Annotated in this window: 19 protein-coding genes; 6 read left to right on the forward strand and 13 right to left on the reverse strand. The window is 64.9% G+C overall.

Annotation, left to right across the window (positions count from 1 at the left end; genetic code table 11):
* Positions 1-34: 34 nt before the first annotated feature.
* The 3 genes from HWV23_RS12030 to HWV23_RS12040 all read right to left on the reverse strand — a co-directional run bounded on the left by HWV23_RS12030 (position 35) and on the right by HWV23_RS12040 (position 1,492).
* On the reverse strand, positions 35-178 hold the full coding sequence (locus HWV23_RS12030; protein WP_178290642.1) for a hypothetical protein: 144 nt from the start codon (positions 176-178) through the stop codon (positions 35-37).
* Positions 179-1,162 carry an aminopeptidase gene (locus tag HWV23_RS12035; RefSeq protein WP_211693245.1) on the reverse strand — a complete coding sequence of 328 codons (984 nt, stop codon included), beginning with the start codon at positions 1,160-1,162 and terminating at the stop codon, positions 179-181.
* A gap of 96 nt (positions 1,163-1,258) precedes the next feature.
* Positions 1,259-1,492 (reverse strand): hypothetical protein, encoded by a 234-nt coding sequence (locus HWV23_RS12040; protein ID WP_178290643.1) that lies wholly within the window; start codon positions 1,490-1,492, stop codon positions 1,259-1,261.
* A 124-nt stretch (positions 1,493-1,616) separates the two neighbouring features.
* Between HWV23_RS12040 and HWV23_RS12045 the strand changes: the two genes are divergently transcribed.
* Positions 1,617-2,633 (forward strand): type II glyceraldehyde-3-phosphate dehydrogenase, encoded by a 1,017-nt coding sequence (locus tag HWV23_RS12045; RefSeq protein WP_178290644.1) that lies wholly within the window; start codon positions 1,617-1,619, stop codon positions 2,631-2,633.
* A 166-nt stretch (positions 2,634-2,799) separates the two neighbouring features.
* Positions 2,800-3,657, forward strand: a complete 858-nt coding sequence (locus HWV23_RS12050) for a GAF domain-containing protein (RefSeq protein ID WP_178290645.1) — start codon at positions 2,800-2,802, stop codon at positions 3,655-3,657.
* A gap of 44 nt (positions 3,658-3,701) precedes the next feature.
* On the opposite strand, the gene HWV23_RS12055 is transcribed toward HWV23_RS12050, so the two are convergent.
* Positions 3,702-4,331, reverse strand: coding sequence for a MaoC family dehydratase (locus HWV23_RS12055; protein WP_178290646.1), 630 nt, complete (start codon positions 4,329-4,331; stop codon positions 3,702-3,704).
* 36 nt (positions 4,332-4,367) lie between these two features.
* Positions 4,368-5,375, reverse strand: coding sequence for an AIR synthase family protein (locus HWV23_RS12060; protein WP_178290647.1), 1,008 nt, complete (start codon positions 5,373-5,375; stop codon positions 4,368-4,370).
* A gap of 116 nt (positions 5,376-5,491) precedes the next feature.
* Between HWV23_RS12060 and HWV23_RS12065 the strand changes: the two genes are divergently transcribed.
* The gene (locus HWV23_RS12065; protein WP_178290648.1) at positions 5,492-6,511 is read left to right on the forward strand and encodes a response regulator; all 1,020 of its coding nucleotides are present in this window, start codon (positions 5,492-5,494) and stop codon (positions 6,509-6,511) included.
* A 4-nt stretch (positions 6,512-6,515) separates the two neighbouring features.
* On the opposite strand, the gene HWV23_RS12070 is transcribed toward HWV23_RS12065, so the two are convergent.
* Together HWV23_RS12070 and lonB are read right to left on the reverse strand one after the other, a co-directional pair.
* Entirely contained in the window at positions 6,516-7,340 is an 825-nt protein-coding gene (locus tag HWV23_RS12070; protein WP_178290649.1) for a CPBP family intramembrane glutamic endopeptidase, read from the reverse strand.
* Between the two features lie 3 nt (positions 7,341-7,343).
* Positions 7,344-9,449: an ATP-dependent protease LonB gene (gene lonB / locus HWV23_RS12075; RefSeq protein WP_178290650.1), complete on the reverse strand. Its 2,106-nt coding sequence runs from the start codon at positions 9,447-9,449 to the stop codon at positions 7,344-7,346.
* Between the two features lie 170 nt (positions 9,450-9,619).
* Here lonB and HWV23_RS12080 point away from each other — a divergent pair, with 170 nt between their 5' ends.
* On the forward strand, positions 9,620-10,156 hold the full coding sequence (locus HWV23_RS12080; protein WP_178290651.1) for a nicotinamide-nucleotide adenylyltransferase: 537 nt from the start codon (positions 9,620-9,622) through the stop codon (positions 10,154-10,156).
* Positions 10,157-10,936, forward strand: coding sequence for an SAM hydrolase/SAM-dependent halogenase family protein (locus HWV23_RS12085; RefSeq protein ID WP_178290652.1), 780 nt, complete (start codon positions 10,157-10,159; stop codon positions 10,934-10,936).
* Here the strand turns inward: HWV23_RS12085 and HWV23_RS12090 are convergent.
* From HWV23_RS12090 to HWV23_RS12115, 6 genes are all read right to left on the reverse strand, one after another.
* Positions 10,933-11,361, reverse strand: a complete 429-nt coding sequence (locus HWV23_RS12090) for a hypothetical protein (RefSeq protein WP_178290653.1) — start codon at positions 11,359-11,361, stop codon at positions 10,933-10,935. The two genes, HWV23_RS12085 and HWV23_RS12090, sit on opposite strands and share 4 nt — an antisense overlap.
* Complete coding sequence (locus HWV23_RS12095) at positions 11,358-12,734, reverse strand: APC family permease (RefSeq protein ID WP_178290654.1); 1,377 nt, start codon at positions 12,732-12,734, stop codon at positions 11,358-11,360. The genes HWV23_RS12090 and HWV23_RS12095 overlap by 4 nt, the downstream gene beginning before the upstream one ends.
* A gap of 173 nt (positions 12,735-12,907) precedes the next feature.
* The gene (aspS, locus tag HWV23_RS12100) at positions 12,908-14,212 is read right to left on the reverse strand and encodes an aspartate--tRNA(Asn) ligase (RefSeq protein ID WP_178290655.1); all 1,305 of its coding nucleotides are present in this window, start codon (positions 14,210-14,212) and stop codon (positions 12,908-12,910) included.
* Positions 14,213-14,298: 86 nt separating this feature from the next.
* A complete protein-coding gene (locus HWV23_RS12105) occupies positions 14,299-15,015 on the reverse strand; it encodes a phosphoglycerol geranylgeranyltransferase (protein ID WP_178290656.1) in 717 nt (238 codons plus the stop codon).
* A 208-nt stretch (positions 15,016-15,223) separates the two neighbouring features.
* The gene (locus HWV23_RS12110) at positions 15,224-16,399 is read right to left on the reverse strand and encodes a hypothetical protein (protein ID WP_178290657.1); all 1,176 of its coding nucleotides are present in this window, start codon (positions 16,397-16,399) and stop codon (positions 15,224-15,226) included.
* A gap of 66 nt (positions 16,400-16,465) precedes the next feature.
* The gene (locus HWV23_RS12115) at positions 16,466-18,970 is read right to left on the reverse strand and encodes a DNA topoisomerase I (RefSeq protein ID WP_178290658.1); all 2,505 of its coding nucleotides are present in this window, start codon (positions 18,968-18,970) and stop codon (positions 16,466-16,468) included.
* A gap of 190 nt (positions 18,971-19,160) precedes the next feature.
* Between HWV23_RS12115 and HWV23_RS12120 the strand changes: the two genes are divergently transcribed.
* A complete protein-coding gene (locus HWV23_RS12120; RefSeq protein WP_178290659.1) occupies positions 19,161-19,760 on the forward strand; it encodes a hypothetical protein in 600 nt (199 codons plus the stop codon).
* Positions 19,761-19,868: the final 108 nt, after the last annotated feature.

A 19,868-nucleotide genomic window follows, 5' to 3' on the forward strand; every position in this document is an offset into this window, starting at 1 on the left:
AACCCCCGGCGAACACGCCGGGTCAGGTGGCCCGTCAGTCGCCGAGCCAGCGCCGAAAGACGCCGCGTTCCGCCAGCGCCTGATACAGATAGGCGCAGGGAAGCGCCAGCGAGACGACCGCCAGCAGCGCGATGAAAAGCGCTGGCCCCGACAGCAGGCCGCTGAGTGATGCGAACATCTACTGGACGTCGGGGAGGTCGATTTCCTCGCCATCGACATAGACGGTCGGCTCCCGCAGGACGCCGTCCATGTGGATGGGTGCGTCGTTATCGCCGCCGATGCCGGCGTCGTCGCCCAGCGCGATGTGGACGGTGCCGCCGGCCTTCTCGTCCAAGAGGGTGCTACCGATGAGGTCGGTCACGCCGATGTTGGTGCCGATGCCGAGTTCGGCCATGTTGTAGGCGTTCCGTCCGACCTGCTCGGCGGCCTCCTCGACGTCCGCGCGGATGGCGTCGTCCGAGATGTCGGTGATGTAGCCGTCCTCGACCTCGAAGGTGACCGTCTGGCCCGCGTCGAGCAGGCCGTGGGGCCGGATGGTGCCGTCGACGACGTAGGTGCCGTTGGCGTTCACGGGACTGATAAATACCTCGCCCGCGGGGAGGTTCGAGAAGTCCCCGTCCTCGTGGACGATGCCGGTGTCGTCGTGCCATTGGCGGTCGCCCAACTCGAAGGTGATGTCGGTGCCCTGTGGGGAGGTCACCCGCACCTCGTCGGCGCCCTCGACCTGTTCGAGCATGGTCTCGCACTCGGCGGCGATATCGTCGTAATCGGCGTCGAGGCCAGTCGTGAAGACCTCCTCGGTGATGCCGGGTAGGGTGGCGCCGCGGGCGCCGGCCTCCGTCGCGTTCGAGCGCGCGCGAGTGTGACTGAGGCTCTTGGAGGTGGGCGCGAGGAAGACGTCGGCGGCTTTCAGCGCCGCGGCGACGGGCGCGGGCGGTTCGGCGCCGTGCTGTGGGCCCGGCGGATAGCGGACGATGACGGCCTCCTCGGTCACGTCGAGGGCGGCATCGTAGAGGGCCTCGCCGATGGGTTCGCGGCGGTCGTCGGTGACGACGACACAGGTCTCGTCGGGCTGGACGTTCAGACACTGTCCGACGGCGGTTTCGGCGGCCGCGGCGACTGCATCCGGGTTCTCGATATCGAACGGCTCGGAATCGCTCATGCGCCCGGATTCGGCCGGCGACGGGATATGCGTTCCTGCTTCGGATTCGGTCGCGGGCTATCGTTTAAAAGAGGAAGCTCGAAACGGCGGTCGTTCTCAGGCGGTTTCGCCGAGGGTCGTCAGGCCGCTGCCGCCGGCGACGATGGCGGCCGCGGCGATGATAGCCGCCGCGAGGACGACGAAGTTGCCGTCCGGCGAGAGCCCGGCCACGCCGGCCGCGGTGCTGACGACGAAGACCGTAACGAACAGGCTCAGAATGGCGAAAACCAGCATCACGACCGCCGCGACGATACTACTGACTAACGCGCCGAAGGAATCTAAAAATCCCATATCAGTCGCCTCGCCCCCTCGTCGTATATAAGGACGGGCGATAGGCCTCAGTCCGGGTCGCCGAACGGCCGTGACTACGGACGGGAACGAAACGGCTATTCCCGTCCGGTGACGACGCCCATCCATGAGCATTCAGGTCGCGGTCAACGGCTACGGCACTATCGGCAAGCGAGTCGCCGATGCGGTCGAACTCCAGCCCGATATGGAGCTTATCGGCGTCGCCAAGACCAGCCCGAACCACGAGGCGGAACTCGCCGTCGAGAACGGCTATCCCCTCTATGCCGCCATCGAGGAGCGCGTCGAACTCTTCGAGGACGCGGGCATCGACCTCGCGGGCAGCGTCGAGGAACTGGTCGACGCCGCCGACATCGTCGTCGACGCCTGTCCGTCCGGCATCGGCGCCGAGAACAAGTCGATGTACGAGGAATACGACACGCCCGCGCTGTATCAGGGCGGCGAGGACGCCGACATCGTCGACGCCTCCTTCAACGCCCGGAGCAACTTCGAGGAGGCCGCCGACGCCGACCACGTCCGCGTCGTCTCCTGTAACACGACCGGCCTCTCGCGACTGCTCGCGCCCCTGCAGGAGGAGTACGGCGTCGAGAAGGCCCGCGTCACGCTGGTCCGTCGTGGGGGCGACCCCGCCCAGTCCGGTCGCGGCCCCATCAACGACATCCTGCCGAACCCCGTCTCCCTGCCGTCCCATCACGGCCCCGACGTCAACACCATCTTCCCGGACCTCAGCATCGACACGCTCGGCCTGAAGGTGCCGGCCACGCTGATGCACACCCACTCGGTCAACGTCACGCTCGAAGACGTCCCGAGCGAGGACGAGGTCAAGGAACTGCTCGGCTCCCAGAGCCGAACCTTCCTCGTCCCGCCGAAATACGACATCGACGGCGCCGGCAAACTCAAGGAGTTCGCCATGGACCGCGGCCGTCCCCGCGCCGACATCTGGGAGAACTGCGTCTGGGAGAAATCCATCAGCATCGAGGACGACGACCTCTATCTGTTCCAGGCCATCCACCAGGAATCCGACGTCGTCCCCGAGAACGTCGACGCGATTCGCGCGGTGCTGGAAACCGCCGACGCCGAGGAATCCATCGAGCGAACCAACGAGACGATGGGCGTCGGCTTCTAACCCGACTCGCTTGCCGACCCCGTTTTAGCTGGACGAACGTTCTGCGGGACACCGTTTCGGATACAGAGCCCCCCGTTAAGCCCCGGTTAGTTATGTGGTAGCACACATCATATTGTAACGTTGGCCGAGCTATCAGCAAGGGAAACCCAACCGACCTGCCCACGTAATGACCCATAGCATCTGTACATCGGAGTCGGGGGAGTTGTCGTACTTTCAGCGACTGTGGCGGACGTTGTTGACACCCGGTATCGACCCACGAACCAAAATCGAGCAACTGTTCGCGCACGAAACCGCCGAATTCGGCATGGCTTACGCGTTTCTGTCGCGTATCGACCTCGAAGAGGAAACGGAGCACCTCGAACTCGTCTATGGCCTCCACGAGGCATTACGGAAGGGTGTGACCATCCCACTCTCGAAGACCTACTGTCGGAAAACCATCGCCGAGCCCGAAGGGATACTAGCCGTCAGCGATGCCCTCGCCGAAGGGTGGGGAGACGACCCAGCATACGAAACGTTCGGGTTAGGGAGTTACCTCGGGACGACCGTCTCGCTGGACGACGAACTATACGGAACGCTCTGTTTCGCGAACATCGCTCCCCGTGACGAACCGATTACCGACGAGGAGAAAGCCCTCATCGAGATGCACGGTCTGTGGGCGGAGTACGCATTGCACCTCTGGAACGGGCCGCCAATCGATGGGGCGAACAGCGATACAATCGAGCAACGGGCCGTGTCCTCGGACGCGATCGATTCGATGATGGGCGCGCTCAAAAACCGCGCACGGCGAGTCGTTCTCATGTCGCTGCTAGATACCGCCGAGACCGGAATCGCTACGCTCGAACGGGACTTAGATGGCGACTATACTCGGGCCTACCTACACCACTCCCACCTGCCTAAATTAGCCAATGCCGGATACATCAACTGGGATAGCGATGCCGATACCATCTCCAGAGGTCCGAACTTCTTCGAGGTGAAACCGCTCATCGAGCTACTGGACGATTATAATACGATGTTCTCCGAGTAGGCGGCAGCCGTCAGCCCTCATAAGGCACATCTCCAGAAACCGGTCTACTCCTCTCGTCGTTGTCGTTCGATAACGCGCCCGTCGACGTCCTCCGCCTGCGTTCCGACGCCGTCGGGCCAGCCGGTCGGCCGCGCGGCCGTCGGCTCCGCGGCTGCCCGTTTCAGCACCATCGGCGTCCGCTCCAGCGAAAGCACCAACTCGTCGTCCTGATTGTAGGCTCGTAGCTCCGTGGTCACGATACCGACGTGGTCCCGCGAGTCGCTTTCCCGCTTCGAGAGCACCTCGCTTTCGGCGAAGATGGTGTCGCCGTGGAAGACGGGCGCGTGGTGGCGGACCCGGTCGTAGCCGAGGTTGGCGGTGGCGTTCGCCGAGATATCGATGACGCTCATCCCCACCGCCAAGGCGATGACGTAGAGGCCGTCGACGAGGCGCTCGCCGAACTCCGTCTGGGCGGCGTAGGCCTCGTTGAAGTGCATCGGGTTGACGTTCATCGTCAGGTTCGTCAGCCAGACGTTGTCCGTCTCGGTCACGGTTCGGCCGTAGGGGTGCTTGTAGACGTCGCCCACCTGAAAGTCCTCGAAGTACCGTCCCTGCCAGCCGGCAACGAGACGACGTTCGTCGGCATCGGTCACATCGGGGTCGGCGAGCGGTATCTCCTCAGCATCGTCGCTCATGGCTGTCCCAACGGCGGAAGCGAGCAAAAAGACCACTCACAAATCCAGCAGTCGCTCGTAGACCGGCCAACCGGAGTCACCTTCGGGCGGTTCCGTCGACTCGCCGTCAAGTAGGACGCCGGATCCCGATTCGACCGCCCCGACGTGGGCGACGGGCGTCCCGCGGTCCTCCAGCGCCGACAGCACGGCGTCGGTATCGGTGGGGTCGACGGCGATGACGAGCGTCCCGGCCGTCGAGGCCCGCCACGGGTCCATCGACAGCGCCTCGCTCAGCACCTCGACGCCCGGCCGCATCGGCACCGTGTCGCTGTCGACGGTCAGGCGGACGCCGGCGCTCTCGGCGACCTCGTGGAGCGCGCCGAGCAGGCCACCCTCGGTCGCGTCGTGCATCGCGGTGACGTCGCCGGCCGCCGCGGCGGTGAGGGCGTCCCGAACGGTGCCCGTCTCGTCGAGCCGTTTTCGGGCAGTCGCGAGGGTCTCTTCCGGCAGGTCGATTTCGTCGCCGAACAGCGTCGCGAACAGGCCCGTCACCTCGACGGCCGGGCCTTTCGTCACGAGCAAGTCGTCGCCGGGGCGGGCGCCGTCCGGCCGGACGATATCGTCGGGGTCGCCGACGCCCATCGCCGTCGCCGCGCCGACCCACGGGAACGAACACCCCTCGTAGCGGGCGGTGTGGCCGGTGACGATTGAGACGCCCAGATCGCGGCATTCGGCGTCGATGGCCGACCAGACCCGACCGAACTCCTCGTCGGTGATTTCGGGCGGCAGCGAAAAGGAGATGGTGAGGTGTGAGGGCGGAACCCCGGAGACGGCGACGTCCGAGAGGACGATACCGACCGCGAACTTTCCGGCCCGCTCGAAGCCGAGTTCGGGGAGAATCGAGATGGGGTCGGTCGCCGTCACGATGGCGCTGTCGTCGATGTCGATGACGCCGAAATCGACGCCGTGAGTCGGCCCCAGCGCGACGTCGTCGCGGTCGGCGCCGAGGCGGGTGGCGATGTGGTCCTCGAAGAAGGCCCGCGAGACTTTCCCGGTCCGTGGCATGGGGAGTGGTCGGCCGGCGACGGCTTGGGTGTGTTGCTCCACGGTGGCCGCCGCGGCCCCAGGTTTCGACTCGAAACGTCTGTGCCTTTTATTGTGCGGGTGTGCTATTTTGACCTATGACACCGGACACGGGACGGCCGTCGGACGATGACGACGCGGACGACGGCGGTGCCTTCGTCGCCGAGCGGTTCGTCGGTCGAACCGGCGTCGACGAGATAACGCTGCTCGTGGTCGACGACGAGCGCAACCTCCTTTCAATCGTCGCCTCGCGCCTCCGGGAGCGCCTCGATTCCCTGGAGGTCATCACGGCAAAACACGCCACCGAGGCCCTCGAACTGCTCGACCAGAAGGACGTCGACTGCGTCATCAGCGACTACAAGATGCCCGGCATGAACGGTCTGGAGTTCCTCGAAAAGTGCCGTGCGGCCGAACCGGACATCCCCTTCATCCTCTTTACTTCCAAGGGGTCCGAAGACGTCGCCATGGACGCCATCAACGCCGGCGTCACCGACTACCTCCAGAAGAACCTCGGCGACGAGGGCTTTGCCCTGCTTGCGAACCGCATCGAAAACGCCGTCGAACAGTACCGGACCCGAAAACTGGCCCGCGACGCCCAACAGCACGTCCAGCGAATTCACGACCACGTCACCGACGCCTACCTCGGTCTGGACGCCGAGTGGCGAGTCACCTATCTCGACGAATTCGGCGCGCGCCTGCTGGGCGGCACGCGCGAGGAGTTTCTCGGCGAAGAACTCTGGACGGCCGTGCCCGCGGCGGCCGATTCGCCGCTCCAGTCGGCCTTCGAGCGCGCCGTCGAAAACGAGGAGACGGTGACGTTCCGGATGTCCCACGACAGGTTGGGAACGCACTTCGAAGTTCACGCCGTCCCCTCGGCCGACGGCCTCTCGGCGTACTTCCGGGACGTCACCGACCGCATCGACCAAGAGCGGACGCTCGACGAGGTCGCCGACCTCGCGGTTTCGCTCCGGGAGACGACTGACGCCCTCGGCGAGGCGACCGACCGCGCCAGCGAGGCCTGCGACTGTGAGGAAACCCACGCCATCGCTGGCGAGTACAACGACCTGGAGGACCTCGTTTCCGACCTCGAATTGCTGATTGCGGGCGACGAGGAATAGCGACCTACCCGCCGAACGGTTCCCAGCCCAGTCCTTCGACGACCACGAACTCGACGGCGTTGACGACGTAGTGAGCCACGACGACCACGAGCAGGCTGTTCGTGAGGACGAAGACGGCCGCCAGCGCGAAGCCGAGCAGGCCGGTGACGACGATACCGAGACCGCCCTGTGCGCCGTGGCCGGCGGCGAAGGCTATCGACGAAAGAACCGCCAACAGCCACGGTGAAACGCCGAAGCCGACGGCCATGGCTCCGATGAGCGCGCCCCTGAAAAGCAACTCCTCGAAGCCGGCGATAAGCGGCAGGACGCCGCCCAATAGGAGCACCCATCCTCTCGCCGTCTCGGGGGCGAGCATCTCTCGGAGTTCCTCGCTGGGGTCGGAATCGAAGATGTCGACGAGGCCGGCCGCCAGCGTGTTCGCCAGCGAAATGGCGATACCGACGGCGATGCCCACGCCGACGCCGAACAGTCCGGAGCCGATGGGGTCGGCGGTGATGCCGAACGCCGACGCGGGCACGTCCGCCATCAGCGCGCCGCCGACGAGCAGCGCCGCAAAGAGGCCGTGCGAGACGGCGACGTTCGCCAGCAGGGCCGTCGTCGTCAGTTCCTGGCCGGAGTCCAGCGTCGTTTCGGCGGGCGTCTTGCGGTCGGGTTCCGGCGCGGCCCCGGTATCGAGGTGGTCGGCGCCGTCCGGCAGGCGGTCGAGCCACCGCTGTTCGTCGCGGGTGACGTAGCGGCCGCCGACGACCGACTGTGAGGCGCGCGCCAAAAGAAGCAGCAATACGAGCGCGGTGAGCGTGATACCGGCGAAGACGGCCCACCGGGTCACGCCTTATTGCGGGCTGGGGCTGGTGCCGCCGACCTCGCGCTGTTCGAGCGCAGAGCCGGTGATGTTCTTGAGGCGGTCGATGAGCGAGTCCTTCTCGGGTTCGCCCGCGAGCGCCACGTCCAGCACCTCGGAGATGTGCGAGACCGGGATGATCTCGATTTCGTCCTTGTACTCGTCTTCGATCATCACGTCCTGCTCGTTGGCTTTCGGGATGATGACCGTATCGAGGCCGGCCTTCGCGGCGGCCTCGATTTTGTGCGTGACGCCGCCGACCGGCAGGACGTCACCGCGGACCGACAGCGAACCGGTCATCGCGAGGTCCTGACGGACGGGGATGTCCTCCAGCGCCGAGATGACGGCGGTGGCGACCGTAATCGAGGCAGAGTCGCCGTCGACGCCGCCCTCGCCGGTCTGGACGAACTGGATGTGGATGTCCTTCTCGGAGATGTTCTCGTCGCTGAACTTCTTGATGATCGCCGAGACGTTCGAGACGGCCTCCTGAGCCATCTCCTTCAGTTGGCCGGTGGCGATGACCTCGCCGGGCCCCTGTGAAGGGGCGACCTCCGCCATGACGGGCAGGACGATACCGGAGTCCTCGCCCATCACCGCGAGGCCGTTGACGCGGCCGACCACGTCGCCCTCGCTGACGGTGAGTTCGTAGTCCTTCCGGCGCTCGATGTAGTCGTCGGCCAGCTGCTGTTCGATGGACCGCGAGCGCGCTTTCGCCTGCAGGACGTCCTCGCGTTCGGTGAGCTCCTTGTCCTCGGCGCGGGCGATGTCGCCAGCGACGCGGACGAGGCCACCGACGTCACGGAACTCCAGCGTGAGGTGGCCCTTGCGGCCCGCACGGCGGCGGGCTTCGAGGATGACTTCCTCGATGGCTTCGTCGGTAAAGGCCGGGAGACGACCGTCGTTGTCGACCTCCTGGGCGACGAAGCGGGCGTACTTGCGGCGCATTTCCGGAGTGTCCTCGATGGTGTCGTCCATGTACACCTCGTACCCGTAGCCCTTGATACGGCTCCGGAGCGCGGGGTGCATGTTCTCCATCGCGTCGAGGTTCCCGGCGGCGACCATGACGAAGTCGGTCGGGACGGGTTCGGTCTGGACCATCGCACCCGAGGAGCGCTCGGACTGGCCCGTAATCGAGAACTCGCCCTCCTGAATCGCCGTCATCAGCTTCTGCTGAGAACGGATGTCGAGGGTGTTCATCTCGTCGATGAACAGCACGCCCTTGTTGGCTTTGTGGATGGCGCCAGCCTCGACGCGGTCGTGGCTGGGCGTCTCCATGCCGCCGGACTGGAAGGGGTCGTGGCGGACGTCGCCGAGCAGGGCGCCGGCGTGGGCGCCGGTCGCGTCCTCGAACGGCGCGACCTGCTGGTCGGCGTTGTTGACGAGCAGGTTCGGAACCATCGCGTCGCTGCCGCGGCTCATGTACTTGAACGCGAGGTAGATGATACCCGCGGCGATGATGCCCAGCAGGAGTTGCTGGGCGATGAGGATGGCGTAGCCGAAGACGACGGCGATGATGATCCACATCAGGAACGACCGCATCTGGTTGCGCTTGCGGGCTTCCTCCTTGTGGGCGTCGACGATCTGGTCGCCCTTGCCTGCGGGGACGGTACGGACCTTCGGCTCGTTGCCGTCGTCCGGGTTGTGGTAGACCAGCACGTCCTGCAGTTCCTCCTTGGGGAGGAGCTGGCTCATCGCCTTCGCGAGCATCGACTTCCCGGTACCCGGGGAGCCGATCATCATCACGTGGCGGCGCTGTTTGGCCGCCTTCAGGACGATATCGCGAGCGTGGTCCTGCCCGATGACCTGGTCGACGAGTCGGTCAGGGACCGAAATGTCCTCGCTCGAATCTATCTGGAGGCCGCCGAGAAGGTTGTCCTCCTTCTCTTCGTCGATTTCGACGTCGCCCTCGACCTCGACGTCGCTGCCGAGGTCGGAGCCGTCGAGCAACTCCTCGTCGTCGTCGAGCTGCTCATTGGCGCCCTCTCGAGCCGGCGTCGGAGGCTCCTCGGGGGGGTCCCGAGGCGCCTTTTCGTCCGGCTCCTCAGTCGGGGTCCGACGCTCGTCGGCGTCGGCGTCTGCGTCTTTGTCGTTGCTCATAGAACCGTTGCTATTACCGAAAACCAAGGGTCGTCAACTGATATACTTTCTCCCCCCGTCACGCGCTGCCCCTGCTAAAAACCGCCGTAACAGACCGGGATACGCCGGTGTGGCTTTTCAGCCATGCCGGACTCGTCGGGTTTATAAAATCGGACTCCGAGGCCCCTCATATGACCCGGGGGTTCTACATCGGCCGCTTTCAGCCGTTCCACGAAGGTCACCACGCCATGGTCGAACGCATCGGCGAGGAGGTCGACGAACTCGTCGTCGGTATCGGGAGCGCCGACCAGTCCCACACCGTCCGTAACCCGTTTACCGCGGGCGAGCGCATTATGATGATTACCAAGACGCTTGCGGACCTCGACATCATCACCTACGCCGTCCCCATCGAGGATCTCAACCGCAACTCGGTGTGGGTCAGCCACGTCCAGTCGATGAGTCCGCGCTTCGAGGTAGCGTTCTCGAACAACCCGCTCGTGGTTCGCCTCTTCGAGGAGGCCGGCATCGAGGTCCGGCAATCCCCGATGTATCGCCGCGAGGAGTTCGAAGGCACCGAGGTTCGCGAGCGCATCGCCGCCGACGGCGACTGGGAGTCGCTCGTTCCGGACGCCGTCGTCGAGGTTATCGACGAGATCGACGGCGTCGAACGCATCCAGCAGATAACCGCCAGCGACGCCAACGGCAACGGCGACCCCGCCGACGAATAGATGATTACGCTCGCATCCGATTTCGGCACGCCGTATCCCGCGGCGATGAAAGGCGCTATCCTCAAACGCTGTGACGCACGCCTCGTCGACGTCGCCCACGACTTCCCCCGGCAGGACGTCCGTGCGGCCGCCTTCTGGCTGACGCAGGTCCTCCCGGAGTTCCCGCCGTCGGTTCATCTGGTCGTCGTCGACCCCGGCGTCGGCACCGACCGCGACGCGCTTGTCATCCGCGCCGGCGACCACCTGCTGGTCGGCCCCGACAACGGCGTCCTCCTGCCGCCCGCCCGAGAACTCGCCAGCGGCGGCAACGGCGACGACTACGAGACGGACATCGACGCCTACGAACTCGAAGTCGAAGACCCCCGCAGTTCCACCTTCCATGGCCGCGACGTCTTCGCCCCCGCCGCCGCGGCCGTCCACGAGGCCGGCATCGACCGCCTGCCCGAAGTCGACGGCGTCACGCCGGCCGAGGACGTCACCGACCTGCGACTTCCCGACCCCGAACTCGGCGAGAACGGTGCAACCGGCGAAATACTCGCCATCGACGATTTCGGCAACACCATCACGAATGTTCCTGGCGACGTGGTCGACGGCCGCGATACCGTCCGCGTCGACGGCGAGAAAGTGCCCGTCGTGGCCTCCTATGCCCACGCCGAGGTCGGCCAGCGCGTCGTCACCGTCGGCAGCCACGACAACGTCGAGTTCGCGGTCAATCAGGGCCGCGGCGACGAGGCCTTCGGGTTCCCGGTCGGCGATTCGGTCCGCATCGAGTGGGCCTAACCCGACTCCGTTCGGCCGTCGAAGAGATGTGCCAGCAGTTCCTCGGCCAAAAGCAGCAGGTTGTACGTGACGGTGACCGAAAAGCCGACGAGCAGGAACGTCCACAGCGGCGGAATCAGCGAAAAGCGAATCACGCCCGAAGCGATAGCGAGACTGCCACCGGTCGAGACGACGTGGACCGTCGAGACGACAAGCGGCGAATCCGAGGTTTCGACCCGCGTCGTATCGAGAAAGCCGCCGAAGGCCACCGCGACCAGCGTGGCGAAGCCGGCAAGCGCGCCGCCGAGATACGCCGTGACGCCGGGGATACCCGGCACGCCGTAGGTATTGACGAGTAGCGCGCCGGCGCCCCAGATGGAGAGGGTATACCCGTAGGCTTCCGATTCGTTCGCCAGGTTGTTGGCGAGTTCCGAGCGCGGTTTCATGGCTCCTCCCGGTCGTGGCCGATGTTTTCGACGGCCGCTTCGACGTCACGCTCGAAGGCGACGACTTCCTCCTTGAGGGCATCGTGTTCGAAGTAGAGCACCTCGGCGAGCGCGACGACGACGGCGATAGCCAGCACCGTCACGAACGTCTCGGGTTCGTTGTGGTAGAGATGCCAGAACAGCAGCGGCAGGAAACTCACCGCACCGACCATCCCGACGAGCGGCGGGAGGGGGTTGATGGTCGCCTCCTCGCGGTGGCGGAAGGCGAGATAGCTCACCGACCCGAAGACGACGATGAACGCCAGCGACGCGAAGGAGGTGACTGCTCCGAGGCTTCCGGGTACCGTGAGCGCCGCCGTGATAGCGCCCAGAACGACCAGCGTCGTCGGCGGGACGCCGTCGGCCTCGCCGTCGCTGATACGGTCCGGCAGCAGGTTCTGTGAGACCATCCCCTTGGCGAGATGGCCCGACGAGAACAGCGTCGCGTTGAGCGCCGACCCCGTCGAGAGCAGCGCCGCCAGCGAGACGATGGTAAAGCCGACGCTCGCGTAGCCGAAATAACCCAGCAGCGGTTCGGCCGCGCTCGCGAGCGCCGTATGCGGGTGGGTCCGGAGGGCCTCGCTGGCCAGATTGGTCGTCACGACGGCGACGACGACGTAGATGGCGACCGCCGACGGAATCGCGATGTAGACCGCCTTGCGGATGGTCTCGGTCGGGTTCTCGATGCTCTCCTGGTCGTAGAAGAGCAACTGCCACCCCTGAAAGGCGACGAAGGAGACGGCGGCGGACATGATGGGTCCGAACGCAGGCAGGCGGTCGAGACCGTAATCGAGCGGCCGCGGCTCGACGGCCGTCGCGAAGACGATTCCGCCGACGCCGAGTGCGACCAAGACGGCGATTTTCCCGCCTACAAGCGCGTTCTCGGCGGTTCCACTCGCGCGGGCGCCGAGCAGGTTCAGGCCGACGAAGAGGGCGACGACGCCGACCGACAGAACCGGCCGCAAGGGCACGCCCCCGAGACTCGACGGGAGCGCCGAGAACCCGAGGGCGAACTCGCTGAACGCGACGGCGTACATCCCCATCGAGCCGATGTAGCCGACCAGCAGCGTCCAGCCGACCATGCCGGCGAGGGTGGTGTTGCCGACGAAACACCGGACGAACGTGACCGACCCGCCCGAGGCATCGACCAGCGCGTTGAGCGCGTTATACGAGTATCCGGCCCCGAGTGCGACGAGGCCGGCGAGGACGAACGCCAGCCACGTCAGCGAGCCGGTGATACCAGCGACGACGCCCAACACGGCGAAGATGCCGCCGCCGATCATCCCGCCGAGCGCGATGGAGAGGCTCCCGGGCAACCCGAGTTCTTCGGCCATCAGTAGTCGCTACTACTCAACACAACAACATGGGCCTGATGGACGACTCAACTCAGGCCGAAAGAAGGTGCCGTCGCTGATCTACGGGCTCAGACGTTGGCGATCGCGCGGGAACACCGTGAGACTCACTCCGTTCGTCTCACGAGCTCCCGCTCGCCCGACAACGGTTTCGCCTATGGGCTCAACCGTTGTCGGTCTCGCGGGAACAGCACAGCCTCGCGGATGTTCGAGAGGTCGAGCATCGTCATGAGGAGCCGCTCGGCACCGAGGCCCCAGCCGGCGTGCGGCGGCATGCCGTACTTGAACATCTCGGTGTAGTACTCGAAGGCCTCGGGGTCGAGCCCCTGCTGTTCGAAGCCCTCGATGAGGTGCTGTTCGCGGTGTTCACGCTGGCCGCCGGAGACCAGTTCCATCCGCGGATGCATCATGTCGAAGCCCGTCGAGAGCTGGTCGTCCTCGTCGTTGTCCATGATGTAGAACGGCTTGATTTCGCTGGGCCAGTCGGTGATGAAGTAGTGGCCGCCGACGTCGTCGCCGAGAGCCTTCTCGCCTTCGGTGGGCAGGTCGTCGCCCCAGACGAGTTGCTCGTCGAGTTCGCCCGTGGCGTTGATGCGCTCGATGGCCTCCTCGTAGGAGATGCGCGGGAACGGCGTCTCGGGGGCCTCGAAGGAGTCGGCGATGCCGAGGGCCTCGAGCTGGTCTTGGCAGTTCTCCTCGACGGCCTCATAGGCGGCGGAGACGACCTGCTCGCAGACGTCCATCGCGTCGGTGTGGTCACAGAAGGCGCCCTCGAAGTCGATGGAGGTCGCCTCGTTGAGGTGCCGCGGCGTGTTGTGTTCCTCGGCGCGGAAGATGGGGCCGATTTCGAAGACGCGTTCGAGGTTCGAACCCGCGATGAGCTGTTTGAACAGCTGGGGGCTCTGGTTCATGAACGCTTCCTCGCCGAAGTAGGTGATGGGGAAGAGTTCGGTGCCGCCCTCCGTCCCCGTCGCGACGATTTTCGGCGTGTTGATTTCGGTGGCGTCGGCATCGCGGAAGGCCTCACGAACGGCGCGGAGGACTTCGGCGCGAATCTCGAAGATGGCCTGGCCCTCCTCGCGGCGGAGGTCCAGCGTCCGGTTGTCGAGGCGGGTCGAGAGTTCGGCTTCGACCTTGCCCGAGGGGTCGAGCGGCAGTTCCGTGTCGGCCTCGGAGATGATTTCGACCGATTCCGGGACGACTTCGACGCCGGTCGGGGCGCGGTCCTCCTCCTCGACGGCGCCGGTCACGGAAACGACCGACTCGCGGGAGGCGTTCAGTCCCGTCTCGACCAGTTCGTCGTCCATCTCGTCCTTCTCGAATTTGACCTGGATGCGACCCGTGGTATCGCGCAAAATCAGAAACGCGATACCGCCGAGGTCGCGGACTTCGTGGACCCAGCCGGCGACGGTCGCGTCCGTCCCGGGCTCGGCATCCGCCGTGTACGTTCGGTTCTCCATACCCGCGATTCTCGTCCGCGCGACTTAAGCGCGGCTTTTCGTCACGGCCGAAACGAGACGTAACACGAGAGAAAAACGGGCCGCCGTCAGTTCCGGTCGGCCTTGGCGTCCTTGGCGCCCCGAACCGTCTCGGCGACGGCGTCGGCGCCCTCGTCGTGGACCAGGTCGCCGACGATGACGGTGTCGGCGTGGGTCGCCATCTCGTAGGCGGCGTCGTAATCGCCGATACCGCCGCCGTAGAAGACCGTCGCGTCCTCGACGGCGTCGGTCGCGGCCTGGACGACCTCGGGGTCGCCGTAGGTGCCCGAATATTCGACGTAGACGATGTCCTGGCCGAGCATCTCCTCGGCGACTTCGGCGTAGGCGGCCACGTCGTCGGCTTCGAGGTCACAGTCGGCCTCCGTGTACTCGGCGACGGACGCCTCCGGGTTCATGATGACGTAGGCCTCGGTGAAGGTGCGGTCCCAGTCGATGTCGTCGTCGAGTCGGACCCATTCCTTGTGTGCGCCGACCGCCCAGAAGGGGTCGCCGGCGTTGAGGACGACGGGCACGAGATAGCCGTCCAACTCGTCGCGGTGGACGACCGAGGCGACGTTCGACGGCTCGATGTAGACGGGGATGTCGTAGGCGCCGGTCGCCTCGACGACGCGGGCCATCTTCTCTTCTGTCATGCCGGTCGTACCGCCGATTTCGAGGGCGTCGGTCCCCGTCGCGCAGACGTCCTCGAAGGTTTCCCCCTCCACGAGCGTCTTGTCGGGGTCGATTTTGACGATGTGGTCCCACTCGGCCCAGGGAGCGCTCATACCCTCCCGATGCCCGCGCCCGGCTAAAACCGCTTCGACTCGACGTTTTTCCCGCTCGGGTGCGCCTTCGGCGCACCACTCGCGGCAAAAAAGTCCTCAGAACGCTCAGCGTTCTGATGGGCTGCGTCAGAGCGGAGCTCTGACGAACGTCGATGAAAAAGGCCGTCGGTGAAAGGCCTCGATCCGCTCGGCGTATGCTTCCCACCGTTTACGGTTCGGCCGTTTCCGGTGCGAACGTCACGTTCCGCGTGTACTGCATGCGGTCTGTCGTGTACGTCATCTCGACGGAGGTGCTGTAGACTGCAGTCGTAGTATACGGGTTACCATCATCTGGACTGTCATGATAGAGTTCGTTGCTAGTCAGGCTGTCCACGCCCAACAGTTCTAAGAGATAATCACCAACATCGTCCAATTCGTTTTCAAGATAGGTGCCATATCTGTCCTCTAGGTCGTTCCGAAATTCCGACTCTGGTTCATCAGATATGAAGCTATACCGCCCCTTGACTTCGTCACCTCCAGCGTAGTATATATCCTGTGAGTCACCGCTGGTCGCGTTCTGTAACGCGCGGCAAGGAACCTTCCCGTTCTTCCCTACTAGTTCGCCTGCAGTCAATCCTACGGTGACATTCGTTCCATGAGCAGAACAAACGTCGACTGACTCTCTGACGACTCCATCGTATTTAGCAACGATTGTCCTCACGGAATTGTTGGATTCGTCATTAAACATATATATACGCCAGACTTCGTCATCCGTTTCGTCATTATCTATCTCAACCCAGAACGAACTGCTCCCAGAGATAACCCATGATCCAAACGGATCCTCTAAGTAGTCCAGGAGGTCTGCGTTTGTCTCCTCCAGTTCAGTTCTATCGACCGTCATCTCGAACGATCGAATATCAGTGTCCTCAGCAACCATCCAGTTCTTTTTGTCTCCAAGTCCCAGAAGATCTATTCTGAAACCATCAGTTAGAAAATCAGAAACTTCGTCTAATAGCGTCGATTCGGCCGGCATAAAATGCCCGTAGCCGTCCTGCGATACCCGCGTCCCGTTCTGCATCCCCGTCACCTCGGTTGACATGTATTGGCCGTTTTGAGCACTGATATTCGCCTGTCGATGTTTCCACTCGGAGACGTTCCGTTGGATCATCGCTCGTCGCGGGCCGTAGTCGGCCGTATCGTTGTGGTAATTCGCAGTCCGCATCGACGCCGAGAGGCGATTGACCGTCGTCGGGTCATCGGTGAACGGTTCCATGGAGCCGCCGGCCTCCCGCGTCGAGAGGTTCTGGGCATAAATACCGCTGTTGAGGATGAGGGCCAGTCCGACGAAGAGAATTGCCAGTAGTAACGCCGTGATTATCAGTAACTGACCCCGGTCTCGTTTCACACAGGCCACCCCGATGGAGCATTGTGGGCATGACACATAAATACCGAGATGGGCTCAAAACTCGATTCAGTCGGCCGCAGCGCCCGCGTTGGCCTCTGCCTGCCACTCGCGGATGCGGTCCTCGGAGACGCCCTGGACCTCGCCAGCGACCGTGGCGGCGTCGACCGTCCGGAGGTCGTCAAGCGATTCGACACCGGCATCGGCCAGTTTCTCGGCGGTCTTCGCGCCGATACCGTCGAGGTCCTCGATTTCGGAAGCGGCCTGCCGCTCCTGATATTCGGCGTAGTTACAGATGGGACAGCCGAGTTCCCACGGGTCGTCGTCGTCCTCGCCGTCGACGATTTCCAGATGCGGCAGGTCGTGTTCCTCGCAGCGGTCGGGCGTGACGACGATATCGCCGCGCCGGGGCAACGGCAGGGAGTACTCACAGTCGGGATAGCGCGTACAGCCGACCAGCCGCGAGCCCGAGCGGAGTTGCTTGATAGCCAACTCCCCGCCGTGCTCGTCGCCGCAGTCGGGACAGGCGCCGATAATCTCGTCTTCGGCCTCGTCTGCCTCCTCGGCCTTACAGCGCGGACAGCCGTGGACGAACGTGTTGCGCCCCGCCAGCATCTTGACCTTCCGGAGGCCGTGTTCCTCGCATTCCTCGTCGAGGACGGTCGGTTCGCCCTGATTCGGCAGCGGGAGGGTGTACTTGCAGTCGGGGAAGCCGTCACAGCCGACGAAATACGACCCACGCCGGGAGCGGCGGACGAGCAGGTCCTCGCCGCAGTCGGGACACGGCCCGAGCGTCTTGTCGGCCTTCATCGAATCCCGGAGGTGCTCGCCGATTTCCTCCCGGGAGTCGTGGAGTTCCTCGAAAATCTTTCCCAGCATCTCGCGGGACTCCTCGGTCACCTCGTCGTAGTCCTTCTCGCCTTCGGCGATGGCGCGCATGTCCTCCTCCAGTTGCGCGGTCATCTCCTCGTCGACGATGCGGTCGGCGAAGGCCTCGGCGGCCTCGACGACGGCCATCGCGAGTTTCGTCGGCCGCGGCGGGTCGCTCTCGATGTAGCCGCGGTCGTAGAGCTTCTGGAGGGTGTTGTGCCGTGTCGCCTTCGTCCCGAGGCCGAGGTCCTCCATCGTCTCGATGAGTCGCGACTGGCCACGGCGACGGGGCGGTTGGGTCTGCTTGGCCTCGATTTCGACGTCGTCGATGCCGAGCGGTTCGCCCTCCTCGACGTCGGGGACGATGTTCTCGGAACTGGAGGCGTAGGGGTAGACGTCGAGGTAGCCGGCTTCAAGCAGGCGTTTGCCGTTGGCCTTCAGCAGCGCGCCGTTGGCGTCGGCGACCACCTTGAGGTGTTCCCATTTGGCGGGTTCGGCGACGGTGGCGAAGAAGCGCCGGACGACGAGTTCGTAGACCTCCCACTCGTCGTCCGAGAGGTCCTGTTTCCCCGGAATCTCGCCGGTCGGGTGAATCGGCGGGTGGTCGGTCGTCTCCTCGTCGCCCGAGGTAGGTTCGATGGCCTCGGCTTCGAGCAGGTCCTCGGCGTCGTCGCCGAAGGGATGGTGGCCGACGAAGTCCTCCAGCAGTTCCTCGGGGTCGAGGTCGTCGGGATAGACGGTGTTGTCCGTCCGGGGGTAGGTGATGTACCCGGCCGTGTAGAGCTCCTCGGCGACGCTCATGGCCTTCTGGGCCGAGAGACCGAGCGAGCCGGCCGCACGGATATACTGGGTGGTGTTGAACGGCTCCGGCGGGTCGTCGGTGCGGGTGCGGCGGCGGACCGAATCGACGACGGCCTCGCCGGCGCCCTGCAGGCGCTCGAAGGCATCGTCGGCGTCGTCTTCGTCCCAGACGCGTTCCTGTTCCTTGCCGTCTTCCTTGTAGAAATACTGGGCCTCGAAGGGCGTCTGGTCCTTCTGGAGTTCGGCGAACAGTTCCCAGTAGTCGTCGGGGTCGAAGGCCTGAATCTCGCGTTCGCGCTCGACGATGAGCCGCAGGGTCGGCGACTGCACCCGCCCGACCGAGATGAAGTCGTCGCCGAGTTGTTTCGCAGAGAGCGAGAGGAACCGCGTCAGGGCGGCGCCCCACAGCAGGTCGATGACCTGTCGGGCCTCGCCGGCCGCGGCGAGGTCGAAATCCAGTTCGTCGGGGTTGCCGAAGGCGTTCTTCACCTCGTTTTCCGTAATCGAGGAGAAGCGCACCCGCTGGATGGGGATGTCAGCGACCTCGTCGATGAGTTCGTAGGCCTCCTTGCCGATGAGTTCGCCCTCGCGGTCGTAGTCCGTCGCGATGACGGCCTCGTCGGCGTCCCTGGCCAACTGCTGGAGGGTGCGGACGATGTTTTCCTGGGTGGGCGTCTTCACGACGTCGGCGTCGACCAACTCGACCGGCTGGACGTCCCGCCAGTCCGAATACTCCGAGGGGAAGTCCACGCCGACGACGTGGCCGGAGAGGCCGACACACCGCTTGTCGCCCCAGCGATACACGTTGACGCCGTTGCGCCGATTCGCGGACGCGCCGCCGTCGGAGAGTATCTCCGCGATGCGACGGGCGGCGTTGTCCTTCTCGGTGACGATGAGTTCCACGTTGGGGCAGTCTACGCCGACACCCGTTTTCAACCTTTCGTCGCAAACGCCGGAAAACCGCCATAGGGCACGCCTGCGGGCGTATGAGCGCGTTCGAGCGAGCGCCCGCGCGCACGGTGGTGGCCCCACCGCCGGCCGCCCCGCTGTCGGCTTTCGGCACGCTCTTGGCTACCCAGTCCCGAGCGCGTGTATGGAGGAAGCCACCGCCCGGAAACTCCGTTTTCTGACCCTGCAGGTCGTCGGCGCCGTCGCCGTCGTCCACTTCGTCGTCGGTGTCTCGGAACTCGCTCGCTTCAACCGGGCGGGCCTGCTCGGGGAGTACTTCTTCGGCGGGCAAGCCCTCGTTCAGCCCGAACCGTGGCTCTTCGTGCTCTCGTCGGTGGCGATTCTGGCCGGCATCGGCGCCGTCGCGGCCGGCTATCTCGACTTCCGCCGGGCGTACGTCCTCGGTATCGCGGCGATGGCTGTCTACGTCCTCGGATGGTTCGCGTGGCACACCGTGCTGGGCCACGGTGCCGGTGGGGGCCCTGCCGCCGCACCCGGTGGGAACGATTCGGCCCACCCCGGCCTGCTCGGCGTCCTCATCAGCCACTACGTCGAACCGCTGGTCGGTATCTTCACGGGCGCCGACCAGCCCGGTCGCGTGACCCTCGCAGTGCTCTCGAAGACGCTCGAAGTCGTCGCACTCGCGCTGCTGGCGACGCTTCTGGCGTTCGACCCGCGCGTTGAAGACCCGGAGAACCCGGTTGCCGGCATGAGCGGCGATACGAGCGAGCACACCGAGAGATAACCCCTTCGCAGGCGGCATTTTCCCCGACTGGACGTACTGTGTGGAATGATGAATTATTGAAAAGAAGGTGGACTACAGTGAATAGAGTACGCAAATATCGGAGGAAGA

Source organism: Natronomonas halophila (genome assembly GCF_013391085.1).
Taxonomy (GTDB): domain Archaea; phylum Halobacteriota; class Halobacteria; order Halobacteriales; family Haloarculaceae; genus Natronomonas; species Natronomonas halophila.